This is a genomic window from Paenibacillus luteus (genome assembly GCF_006542765.1).
In the GTDB taxonomy this organism is placed as follows: Bacteria; Bacillota; Bacilli; order Paenibacillales; family Paenibacillaceae; genus Pristimantibacillus; species Pristimantibacillus luteus.
Genome location: NZ_SKCD01000044.1, coordinates 231,390 through 244,071, shown reverse-complemented (window position 1 = coordinate 244,071; position 12,682 = coordinate 231,390). Strand labels below are relative to the sequence as shown.

9 protein-coding genes are annotated in these 12,682 nt (G+C 44.0%); all 9 read right to left on the bottom strand.

The window, feature by feature from the left end; all coding sequences use genetic code 11:
- Positions 1-118 precede the first annotated feature (118 nt).
- The 9 genes from E0496_RS27075 to E0496_RS27035 all read right to left on the bottom strand — a co-directional run bounded on the left by E0496_RS27075 (position 119) and on the right by E0496_RS27035 (position 12,544).
- The gene (locus E0496_RS27075; RefSeq protein WP_141504937.1) at positions 119-1,816 is read right to left on the bottom strand and encodes a glycoside hydrolase family 2 protein; all 1,698 of its coding nucleotides are present in this window, start codon (positions 1,814-1,816) and stop codon (positions 119-121) included.
- Positions 1,817-1,827: 11 nt separating this feature from the next.
- On the bottom strand, positions 1,828-4,212 hold the full coding sequence (locus E0496_RS27070; protein WP_141504935.1) for an AraC family transcriptional regulator: 2,385 nt from the start codon (positions 4,210-4,212) through the stop codon (positions 1,828-1,830).
- A gap of 40 nt (positions 4,213-4,252) precedes the next feature.
- Positions 4,253-5,782 carry an extracellular solute-binding protein gene (locus E0496_RS27065; RefSeq protein WP_141504933.1) on the bottom strand — a complete coding sequence of 510 codons (1,530 nt, stop codon included), beginning with the start codon at positions 5,780-5,782 and terminating at the stop codon, positions 4,253-4,255.
- Positions 5,783-5,821: 39 nt separating this feature from the next.
- Entirely contained in the window at positions 5,822-6,721 is a 900-nt protein-coding gene (locus tag E0496_RS27060) for a carbohydrate ABC transporter permease (RefSeq protein WP_141504931.1), read from the bottom strand.
- Positions 6,721-7,644 (bottom strand): ABC transporter permease, encoded by a 924-nt coding sequence (locus E0496_RS27055; RefSeq protein ID WP_241675014.1) that lies wholly within the window; start codon positions 7,642-7,644, stop codon positions 6,721-6,723. Before E0496_RS27055 ends, E0496_RS27060 begins: the two co-directional genes overlap by 1 nt.
- 408 nt (positions 7,645-8,052) lie before the next feature.
- Complete coding sequence (locus E0496_RS27050; protein WP_141504929.1) at positions 8,053-9,999, bottom strand: ABC transporter permease; 1,947 nt, start codon at positions 9,997-9,999, stop codon at positions 8,053-8,055.
- Positions 9,989-10,750, bottom strand: a complete 762-nt coding sequence (locus E0496_RS27045; RefSeq protein ID WP_141504927.1) for an ABC transporter ATP-binding protein — start codon at positions 10,748-10,750, stop codon at positions 9,989-9,991. The genes E0496_RS27050 and E0496_RS27045 overlap by 11 nt, the downstream gene beginning before the upstream one ends.
- A 101-nt stretch (positions 10,751-10,851) precedes the next feature.
- Positions 10,852-11,856, bottom strand: a complete 1,005-nt coding sequence (locus tag E0496_RS27040) for a sensor histidine kinase (protein WP_141504925.1) — start codon at positions 11,854-11,856, stop codon at positions 10,852-10,854.
- Positions 11,849-12,544 (bottom strand): response regulator transcription factor, encoded by a 696-nt coding sequence (locus E0496_RS27035; RefSeq protein ID WP_141505056.1) that lies wholly within the window; start codon positions 12,542-12,544, stop codon positions 11,849-11,851. Before E0496_RS27035 ends, E0496_RS27040 begins: the two co-directional genes overlap by 8 nt.
- Positions 12,545-12,682 lie beyond the last annotated feature (138 nt).

The following is a 12,682-nucleotide window of genomic DNA, read 5'->3' as shown; positions in this document are numbered from 1 at the left end:
ATTTCAGCAATTCTAATAACAAAAAAGATCAACCAGAATCATCTGATTGACCTCTCGGTATAAAAACGTTGTTCCAGCCTGCTTACTGCTGCATACTCTATCTCAACGATAATAAGCGCTAATTCTGCTTTGCATCAGCTTTGAAATAGCGCTGCACAACTGAATAAGCGAGCTTTGGCCTGCGATAGCGGTCAACGATCCCTTTGCTGTTCTGAGTTCCTGCTCTTGTAATGAGCCAATCCGTGCCTTCCGTCACTCTGCAATCGCAATATTGCCAGATGAACATGCCGGATATGAACGGCCTCGACGTATAAGCGGACAGGTTGGCCTCGATAATATCGGCTTGCCGCTCCTCCGTACCCCGCACCCGGCTGGGATCTCGATGCCCATAATAGCCATCGCCCCCGAACTCGCTCATAATCATCGGTTTGCCTAATCCGCCGATAGCGTCTGCCCATCCACGTGCCAGATCGCACAGCTCGCCCGGGTCCTCGTCCCCGTACCAGCCGGGATACAAATTAAAAGAGACGATGTCCGCCAAATCGAAGCAAAGCTCCTTTGCACGATGGTGGGAAGCGAAGGTCAACGGGCGGCTCGCATCAAGCGCCCGAATCTGCTCCAGCTGCTCCTTGTACATCTCCCGGCCTTCTGCCGTATCACTGGCACATTCATTGAGAATCGCCCAGATTACGATGGACGGATGATTATAATGCTGCTCCACCATCTCACGGTTCACCTGCTCGCACTGCCAGCGGAAATTAGGATTGCGCATCTGCTCCAAACTTAGTCCCCGCGCATGGTTCTCTTCCCACACCAAAATGCCTCTCTCGTCACACAAATCAAGAAACAGCTCGTCATTAGGATAATGGCTTGTACGTACCGAGTTGCAGCCCATATCGGTGATCAAATCGGCATCTACCGCCATCAGTTGAAGCGGAATCGCGGAGCCGACCATGGGATGGTCCTCATGACGGTTAACGCCTTTAAAAACGATTTCCTGTCCGTTCAGCTGAATTTTCCCATCCTTCGTGGTCACGGCTCGGAAGCCCACACGTTCAATTAAATCGTCCACATTCGCATTATCCACTAGGAGCCTTGCTTTTAGCATGTACAACACGGGGTTTTCCGGCGACCAAGCCTCAGCTTCAGAAAAGTCAAAGGTTGCATCGCTAACCGAATTGTTCCCAGCCGCTGCACGCCCTTCTCCCAGATCCATAACCTTCCCGCCTAGCTCAAAAGAAAGGCGATAAACCTGCTCTTCCACGCCAATATTGCGAACATAGGCTTGAACGATGCCCCTCCAGCCACCGTTTTCCCAAACTGGCGTAAAAGCTAGCCGCTCAATGAACAGCGATTTCACTTCCTCCATTGAAACAGGCCGGTTAATGCCGCCATACGTGTAATAATCGTTTGGAATATGCAAGGCTGAAAATTCGCCAAAGCTGTTGTCCGCAAGCACGATAAGCTCATGCTCCCCCGCTTCCGCTTCATCCACGATCGCATCGAATGCCGTATAGGCATTGTAATGCTCTGTGATAAGCTTACCGTCAAAATAAACTTTGGCTGTATGGCTCACCCCTTTAAATACGAATCGTAGGGAGGTTTTCTCTTTGATCGTTACCCGTTTCCTATAAGCCCCGCTTCCCCTATACGTCAATAATTCAGGATGCATCTCCCAGCAGCCAGGAACCGCAAGCTTATAGGCGTAGCTGAGCTGCCCAAGGTTTACATCATTGGCATCAACCGGCGTGAAATCCCACATGCCATCCAGCAAAGTTACCTTTCGAAGCTCATTCGTTTGAAACAATCGGGTCATCTATTTTCCTCCTAATGATATCTGTTGAATGCTTTTCGGTATTCCGTTGGTGTCATACCGGTCTCGCCTTTGAAAATTTTGTTAAAATACGAATGCTGATAGCCAACGCTTTCCGCGATTTCACTAATCTTCATTGGCGTTGAAGCTATCAGTTCCTTGGCTTTATCAATTCTGAGCGTCATGATGTAGTCTACATAATTGACTCCCGTTACCTGCTTAAAGGATCTGCTCAGCATATACGGGCTCGTTCGGCAGCGCTCCGCACATTCCTCCAACGATAGATCCTTCATATATTCCTTGCTCAGCAGCAAAGCAGCTTCTTCCACAATTCTTCTTGCACCGATATTTTGGGCTTTATTAAACTCTTCCAGATAAGGGGCAATAATTTTCTCTCGAAACCATAGCCGCATCGCTGTTATATCGGGAAGTCCCAGCAAATCGCCATACACATTTCCTTCTTTGAACAAGGGATGCTGTACAAAGCCCAGCTCAATGAGCATATGGCGCACGCTGCCGAGCAATTGAAGCAATGCTTGGCGAACGGGCATTTCCCGCATGCTCATTCGTTCAAGCTCAGCCATATATTCCGTAAATCGCAGCTCGGTTTCCTCCGCGAACCCGAGGCGCATAGCATGAAGCAGCTCCTTCTCCTCCACAAATGGATATTGAATTTGGTAGGCTTGCATCGGATTAATATCTTCCATATCAATAATCTGATGTATTTCCTGAAGCTCACGGTAGCTGATCGCATGCCGGGTTTGCTCCAATAATTCCGGAATCGCTCCGATTTGCTCTGTCCATCTGCAGATGATGATGGTCACATGCAGTCGCAGCACACCAGACAAGGTGGTAACAAGCTCCTGAGACAAGCCTTGCAGCTGTTCTCTCCGCTCCTTGGCACTGCTGCTAAGATCAGCGGCACATAATAAACCGACCGACATATCCTGAAAGTTGATGAGATGAGCCTCGATTTGGCGGTTAGCCGCCAGCTCTTCCGAGATATTGCCTGCCGCAAACGAAATAAGCTGCCGATCATCCTCTTTAAAGCGCGATTCGCTTTCACTCAGTCCGGACAGCTGAATAAGCAGAAGCGAAAACTGGCGGTGTTCGGTCTTCCACCCCAAGCTCTCCATTCGCTGTCTTAAGCTGGCTTCATTGCTGGCATACAAATGTCCTTGAACGAGCTGCAGCAGGAACCCCTCCCGCAAGGAAGGAACGGCTTGCTGCAGCCGTTCCTTTAACGTTCTCGATTCGTTCATCACCGTCATCCATTTTTGCTCAATAAACTCCATCTCATGTTGAACCACAGTATGGCTGCTGCTCCGGTCCGCGCCAAGAAGCGTAACTAAACGACCAATTGGCTTGTATAGCCGAAGCGAGGCGTACCACGACAGCAGCAAAGCAATGAACAAACCAGCCAAGCTGCAAATCAAAATCCATTTCGAAGAAACTGCTACGGGCTTGGTCAGTTCAGATAACGGAGTTGCCGTGACATAAGTCCAGCCTGCAAGATCAACATGGCCCAGCGATACTAGATAGGTGTCTCTCTTCCATTTGAACGGGAAACTATCGAAGTTGAGGTTATTCGACTGATTAGCCTTCAAATATTGCCTTAGCTCCGCAGATAATTCAGCCTCGCCCGCAGACGGCTCCAGCACAAATTCACCAGAGCTTTGAAGCAAAAACGACGTCCCCTTCTCACCGGCCTGCAAGTAGGCAATATTTCTTTTGATTTCAGCTGGGCTGATCGTCAGGACGAAAGCGCCAAACGGATGCTGTGAGTGCCATGGCAGCTTGAAAATAATCGAGACAGGCGACTCGTTCCCTTTATTGTTAATCGGCAGGCGATAGGACAAGAATAGGCCTGTGTTGTTGTTCAGGCTCGCTTGATAATCCTTTATAAGAGCAGCATTCAAATATTCGATTCCGTCTGCGGACAACAGGGCTTGCTGTCCATTTAGAAATAAGTAGGCGTCGTTAACCAATAAGCTGGATCCGCCAACAACGGTCATGGTTTGCATAAGCTCCTGAGTCTCGTTGATATGGTTCAGAAAACTGTAATTCTCCAGATACGAGCCGAACATGGGATTGTTAGACCATCTGCTCATGAGCATCGAAATTTGGTCAAACTGGCTGTTCATCATATCGGAGAACTGCTCAATGCGCAGCGTATGGGTTTTAAACACCTGCTTCTCAATTTGATTCACGCCAATGATATAATTGCTCACTGCGATGATAAAGGAAGGAATACTTGTAATGATAAGCACGAGCACCAGGCTCCTCCTGAAGTATTCTCCTCGCAGCATCCCTGTTTTAGGCCATATCGGCCATTTCTGTCTCAATCCAATCCCCCCGAACACCAGCGATTTAGCGGAGAAACGACCGGAAGCCAGCATACCCCCACCTTCTCCTAAGAGATGATGAGGGGGAGCTTATTTATTTGGCGCTGTTTCTCGCTTCGTAAGCCTCATTCATTTCCGAAATTATTTTTTGGTAGGTTTGATCGGCCTGAAGCTCTGCCACAAGCGCATCCCAATCCTCTAAGCTTGCTTTGCCCATTATAATTTTCGTTTTCAAATCCTGAATTTTTTTGTCATAATCGCTGCCCAGCTTGGACCCCGTCTCCGTAATTAACCCAGATGAAGGATTGGATACGCTCGCGTCAGCCGCTTGATCAATCAGTGCACGCTCATGCTCAAGCTTTTCTGCTGAAAGGCCTGTGCCCAAATTACCGTATTTATCGTATTTCATAAAAAAGTTTTGCATAAACTGGAAGCTGAGATCCTTGGAAGCTGCTTCTGTCAGCACATAGTTGTCGCCATCCTTCGTGAAATCCTCGCCTTCCATCCCATAAGCCGCCAATTCATGGCCTTCATCCGACGCGCCGTAATCAAGAAACGCCAGCAGCTTTTTCACTTTATCTTCCTTAACGCTCTTGGAAATCACGAACATCCCAAAGTGGCCCGTGCCTTTAGAGGCGTATTTTCCGTTAGCGCTTTCCAAATATGGCGTCCATTCCAGATCCGCGTCAGCTTTGCCCGCTGCCTGAAGCTCTTTCACCATCATCGGAATTTGGTTCGGCTTATCCGGGAAAATGCCTGCTTTGCCCGCGTAAACCATATCCTTCGCCTGATCATGCTTAAGCAGCGCAAAATCCTTAGGAATCAAACCGTCATTATAGGCACTTTGCAGCCATTCCAGCGATTGCTTCATAGAAGGATCAAAGGTGGTATCAACAAGCTTGCCGTCCACTACTTTATATTTACCGCCCGTGCCTGTGAACGCTTCCTGAATAAAGGTGAATTGGCCCATATCCGATTGGTTGACATAGCCAGATAAGCCTACTGTATCCTTTTGCCCATCAGGTGCATTTTCCTTGAACGCTTTCATTACGGTATACAGCTCATCCATTGTCGTTGGCACCTCAAGGTTCAGCTTTTGCAGCCAATCCGTTCGGATCAACGGCTGGGCGTTGCCTTCGGTCGGTCTTACCCGCGGCACCCCGTAAAGCTTGCCCTCAACCAAATTGTTCGTGAACGTTATATCAGGAAATTTCATTAAGTTCGGGTATTCCTTAATCATTTCGCTCAAATCCCAAAACGCGCCTTGCTTAGCCATGTTCTGAAAAGCGGCGTTGCTTGTATCGGTGACAAGCATCAGGTCTGGAAGCTTGCCGGAAGCGAGCGTCACGTTGACCTTCTCATTGAAGTTGTTCGGCGTCACCCATGTGATGTCCAGCTTCGTATTCGTACGCTTCTCGACTTCCTTCAAAATCCGATTGTCTTGGGCTGGCGGCTCCTTCTGGTAATAAATCGTCAGTACGCTAATGTCCGTCGGCCCCTGCCCTGATTCTCCGCCTGCGGCGCCATTGTTAGCTGCATTATTTTTGCCTCCGCAGCCTGAAATAATGACGGTTATTGCCAAAATAGCTGTAAACCAACCAAGCCATGCTTTCTTTCTGTCCATACTTTGTTTGCCTCCCTGATGATCTTTTTATTATATCTCTCATTCCTTGACGGAGCCAACCATGGCCCCTTTGGCAAAATGCTTTTGCAGGAATGGATATACCAGAAGAATAGGAATCGTCGAAATAATGACAGCCGCCATTTTTTTCGTTTCCGATGGAATGCTTGCCATGCCGGTGTCGCTTGCCGCTGCCCCGCCCATGGCCGTTGAAGAATCAATTAGCATATTTTGCAATAAAATTTGCAGCGGCCATTTTGCTGTATCATTGATAAACAGCACGGCATTAAAAAACGTGTTCCAATACGAAACAGCATAGAACAAACCGAATGCGGCGAGCGATGGGAGCGATAGCGGCAAAATAATACGGAACCACACGCTCATATCATTGCAGCCATCGATGCGTGCAGCCTCTTCCAGACCAACGGGTATCGAATCGAAGAAGCCTTTCATCAACAGCACATACCACCCGCTCGTCATAACGGGAATGATGAGCGACCATAAGCTGTCAATCATGCCAAGCTCCTTCACCACCAGATAGCCGGGAATGATGCCGGGATTAAACAAGGTCGTAAGCAAAATAAGAAACATCAACGGCTTTCTGCCTCTCATCCGCTTTCGCGAAAGTCCATAAGACAAGGAGGATGTAATCACCAGGCTGCATAAGGTTCCAACAACCGCTAGAAACGCGCTAATGCCGGTTGCTCTCATAAAGGTTGAGGTGGAAAGCAAATATTCATAGGAAACAAGTGTCCATGTTTTTGGGAATAGCAGCAGCCCTCCCTGACGGTATTCTTCCGGCGTTGTAAATGAAATGACAAATACATAATAGAAAGGGAACAGGCACACCAATCCAACCAGCAGCAAAACCGTGACGTTGAAGGCGCCAAATAGCCGGTCAAACCTGCTCTCGCGAATCGTAGATACAGGAGCTTCACGCATTAATAAACACCATCCTCGCCCATTTTTTTCGCCAGCCAGTTGGCAAAGATGACCAACGCTACGCCAATAAAGGATTTAAACAAGCCAACTGCCGTACTGTAGCTGAACTGTGCCTGCAAAATACCGACTCGGTACACATACGTATCGAACACCTCAGCCACCTCTGACACTGCACCATTCATCATCAGATACACTTGCTCGAACCCAACATCCATGATGTGTCCGATGCGCAGGATGAGCAGAATAATAATAACGTTGCGAATCGCCGGCAGCGTAACATGCCACATTTGCTTCAGCCTGCCTGCACCGTCCAGCTTGGCGGCCTCATATTGCTGCGTATCGACACCTGCAATGGCCGCGAGGAACAAGACCGTTCCCCAGCCCACTTCTTTCCAAATCGATTGAAGCGTTAGAAGAATCCAGAAATAATCGGGGTTCGTCAGAAAATCGATTTTTTCATATCCGAATACGACCAGAAGCTGATTGATAACTCCCTCCGATTGCGAGAGCATCAGAAAGCTCATGCCAACGATAACGACCCAGGATAGAAAATGGGGCAAATAAACGATGGATTGAATCGTTTTCTTAAACCATTGCAGCCTTAGCTCGTTCATCATTAAGGAAAGAATGATCGGCAGCGGAAAGAAAAAAACGAGGCTTAACAGGTTGATCGCCATCGTATTTCTGAATATTCTGTAAAATTCAGGATTGGAAAACAATCGTTGAAAATGTTCAAAGCCTACCCACTCACTGTGCAAAAAACCTAAGTAAGGCGAATACTCCTGAAAGGCAATCAACACGCCCCACATCGGAATGTACTTAAAGACAAGGAAATATAATAGCCCGGGAAATACTAGCAGGTAGAGAAACAAATCTCTCTTTAAAAGCTTGCCTTCGTTCAACAGCTTGAATTTCAGCCGCAGCCCTAAACTCGCCTTATCCTGCTTTGCTTGCAAACTCTCAACATTCACTTTCAATGGTCAGCCACTCCTCTATCTGCTCATCTTGCTCGGTCCAAGCTCGGCAACTAACCCTAACTATACGGCCTGCTCCGTTTGAACTCATTAAAAAATACTTGCAAAACCCTTGAATGAGCTAACAAAATCTTGTTATTCAATAAGTTGAATGCTACAAGAAGAAACGGTCTATGATCTAAAATGAAAATGAGAAGTTCAATCTACATGACTTATGCAAATCGCTGAATAAATTGAAAATTATGATAATTTATGCTTGCATAAACCGATCACAAGTTCATGAGGTTTAGATGTTTTTATGTATAAAAACTCAAAACCACCCCAGTACCTATGTACTGGGGTGGTCGGTTTAATTCATTAAAGCGACTCTTTGATTACTTTTTTGTAATAAATCACAGAGAGTATTCCGAAAACTGAGTACAATGCCGTGTACAGTACCATGACAATAATCATAGGTGCATAAAGCTCAGTTCCGAATAAAAACCAGCCGGATTGGACAGCGAAATAACTATGAAGCAGGCCAACGATTAATGGTATTCCAAAATTAAACAGCTGCTTCATTTGGATACCTTTTAGCAAATCCACCTGTGTGAAGCCTAGCTTTCTGAGAATCGTATAACTCGATTTTTCTTCTTCACTTTCATCCATTTGTTTAAAATAAAGAATACAACCGGAGGTGATGAGGAACGTTAATCCGAGAAAACCAACGATAAACATAATGAGCCCCATGTTAAGCTTCTGATGGTCGCGCACACCAATTTGAGAATCATAAGCATTAATCGTATTAAACCCTAATTCGTTAAAAATCTCATTCGCTTCTTCCACATTTGTTTTATCGTCCATCTCAATTCCAACATAAATAGAAGATTTTTTCTGAATAACTGGATTTAAATCTTGTTTCAAGCGATTAAAAATCGTTTCATCGACAATCAAAACGGGCAAGCCGCCGCTTCTGAAAGACCATGAAACCGGTGACTCTCGATTTGTTTCTTTATACGACAACGGAATAACTTCGCTCATGCCTTGTAGCTCAATCGGACCAGCGTTATCTAATTCCATAAATTTTTGCATCATATCGCTCGATTTTGTGAGAAGGGCTTCGTCTGCCGATAGATTCAAGCCATCGAAGGCTTGTTCACTGATAACGGCGGAAGTAACAATATTCGGATCGATGTTCAATCCGTCCAATTCTGTTTTCAAAATACTCTTCATATTGATATTTGCTTGCACTACCTCAATTATTTTTTCGGTATACGACAAGTTTTTAGCCGTTAATGCTGCTTTGAATTTGTCAGCGTCTTGTAGGTTTGTAATTGAGAAATCATCAGGGACATAACTTTTGGCCGATGCTTCCGCTGAGTAATAGGAAATATAGCTTAAACATAAAAGACCAATTGCAAGCGCGGATACGGTTGTAATAATAGTCAACAATACCGCATTTGATTTCATTCGAAACATGATGGAGGATAAAGACATGACATCGTTAATCGACAGATGACCATTCTTTTTCTTCCGAATCATATTAAATATAAAGCCGACAGATCCTTTATAGAACAAGTAAGTACCGATAATAACGGAGCCCAATATAAATACCATCGCAGCGAATAGCTCTGTCATCGAGACGAAGTCCCCGCCAAATAGTTTTGAAGAAACGTAATAGCCTATAGCGATTAATGTCAATCCGACTACGCCCATTAGCATTTCGAGGAATGACATCTTCTTAACTCTTCCTTCTGCTACAGAAGTGGCTTTGAATAAAGATAATATGGTTTGTCTTCTGATGAATTTATAATTCATAAGCATAATAAAGAGATAAATCACAGAAAACACAATGAGTGTTTGGATTAAAGCATTCGTTGAAAAATGAAGCTCTGCTATGTCATAGACGCCAATTATTTTAAATAACATCATAATAAGCAATTTGGATACGGAAAATCCCGCGAATATCCCGAGTATCAATGAACTGAAATAAAGAATAAAGTTCTCAGCAGTCAAAATACGAAAGATTTTATGTTTAGTCATTCCAATAAGCTGAAACAAGCCAATCTCTTTGCTGCGTCGTTTGATAAAGATGTTATTGGCGTATAACAGAAATATAGAAACGATAGCAACAAGGACGACAGAGGCTGCCTTAATGGCAGCGCCTCCTTTAATGGAACCTTTGACTTCATCCATCGAAGGGTCAAATTGCAGAGTGACAAACGCGAAATAAAGTGCGGCACTGAAAACTAAAGCGAAAACATAAAGATAATAGTTCTTTAAATTTTTTCGCAAATTTCGGAACATCAGGTCATTAATGTTCATTTTGTACCCCACCCAAAACACTCTGTGTTTTCATGATGTCGCTGAAGAAAGCTTGTCTTGTTTCTTCTCCTTTATTTAGCTGTGTGAAGATTTGACCGTCTTTAATAAATATAACTCTGCTGCAATAGCTTGCTGCAACGGGGTCATGAGTGACCATAACGATCGTAGATTTCAGCTTTTGATTTAAATCACTTAGTTTATTCAATAAGTCTGAGGCAGATTTGGAATCAAGTGCGCCAGTCGGCTCGTCAGCAAAAATAATGCTCGGTTCATGGATAAACGCTCGTGCCGCGGAGGTGCGTTGTTTTTGACCGCCTGAAATTTCGTTTGGATACTTGTCTTTTAGATCATAAATACCAAGCTCGTTTGCAAGAGTTTGAAACCGCAGCTCGGCTTCTTTTTTCGGCGTCTTTGTAATGGATAAGGGTAAAAGAATGTTTTCCTTAACCGTCAATGTGTCAAGCAGGTTATACTCTTGAAAGACAAACCCCAAATGACTTTTTCGAAATTCAGCCAGCTGCTTCTCTTTCATGCCGGAAATTTCTTTTCCTTCAATTGTAATGGTGCCGCTGCTAATATGATCGATCGATGACAGAACGTTGAGTAATGTCGTTTTCCCTGAGCCTGAAGATCCCATGATGCTCACAAATTCGCCCTTTTCAATCCGAACATCCAAACCTTTTAATACTTCATGTTTGTTGAACTTGTTACCATATATTTTGTGAATTTTATTTGCTTCAAGAATTACCATATCGACACACTCCCTTTTCTCGTTAGCTTTATTATAAATGGGTCCGTTCTGTTCATCCTTCGATTGTCCGAACAAAATATAAAAAGCATATGACATTATTGTCACATGCTTGTAATTCGAACAAATTCATTTTTTTGCGGAAAAGTGAGTGTAACGGTCGTGCCTTCACCAAGTATGGATTCCACATGAATATGGATAAATAAAGACAAAGCTGCTTTTTTGGCCAAATATAAGCCCATCCCTGTAGCGGTGATGTCTCGATGAATCGCAGTTGATGTGAAGCCTTTATCAAATATGCGTGGCAAATCTCTAGGGTCAATACCTCGACCGTAATCTCGCACCTTAAGAATAGTCTGATCAGCGTGTTTATAACTAGTAATCGTAATATCTGTGGCTTCACTATATTTCACAGCGTTAGTTAGCAGTTGCCTAATAATATAGGCGACCCATTTGGCATCACTTACAACGGTAGCTGCTTCTAATTCGATATCAAAGCCGATCCCTTTCTGAATGCACCAGGATTGCAGCGTTTTGATTTCATTGAATATGACCGTTTCTAACTCGGTGTTCTCCATAAATAAATCATTCTCAATAAAAAGAATTCGTCTTTGATGAAGCTGTTGGTCAAGCAAAAGATGGATTCGCAGCCATTCATAGGTCAAATTTGATTTCATCGTGTCATCATCCATACGATCGATCATTAAACTCATGGCTGTTAAAGGTGTTTTCACTTCATGAATCCAAGCAAGCAAGTCATCCTTTTCCTGCTCCAAAGTCATCTGATTTTGCGCCGAAGCTTGTTTTGAATATTGGACTTGGTTAATTATACAGGTTTCAATGATTTGTTCAAACGGACGATCAGGCATGCTTATTCGCGATAAATCGAGACTTTCATTTTGCTCTTCTAGACTTTTGTAATATTTCGTCTCTATGTGGTAGCGACTAAAAAAAAATAAAATAAAGATGATTAGGGACAAATAAACGATATAGAGCATGGAAGCTAGCGGGACCGCTGCATCCATAAAAGATACAAAGATAACGATTAGCTGCATGATTAGAAATAAAGCGATCCAGCTGCGTCTTTCAATTAGGTATCGTTTAATCATAGCCATTCGCCTCTTCAGTCGCCATATAGCCTTGTCCTACTTTCGTTTCAATGTTCACGCCCAAGCCAAGCTCGTCGAGCTTTTTGCGTAGACGGTTAACGTTGACAGTAAGCGTATTGTCGCTAATGAAACGTTTGTCATTCCACAAATGGTTAATGATTTCGTCACGGCTTACAATTTTATTTTTTTTATCAATAAGCAACTTGAGTATGTATACTTCATTTTTAGTTAGCTCTACGGTGCCTTCAGCATTCATCACTGTATTTCGCTCATAATCGACAGCTGCACCGCACCATGTTTTGAGCTCGTTTTTCTCGGAATTGTAATTATAGACGCGACGAAGAATGGCTTGTACCTTTGCAATCAACACATCGAAATGAAAGGGTTTTTGAATAAAATCATCGGCACCAAGCTGCATAGACATGACGATATCCGTAGGGTGGTCGCGTGAGGATAAAAATATAATCGGGATGTTGGAGTTAGCTCGAATGAGTCTGCACCAATGAAATCCATCAAATTTGGGTAATTGAATATCAATTACGACTAAGTCAGGCTGAATAGATGTGAATTCTTGAATCACCTGGCTAAAATCGCGAATCCCATACACATCGTAGGACCAAAGCGATAATCGTTCTTTGATCTCTTTAAAAAGCGTCGTATCATCTTCAATTAACAATAGCTTAAACAGAGTCATTCACCACACATTTTTTACATCTAATTCTATAGTAAAATATTTACACAATCTAGATAGCAAATAGAAGGACTCTAGGAAGCATGACTTATGCAATCTGCTGAATGAATTCGAGATTGTGAGAAATATAATTTT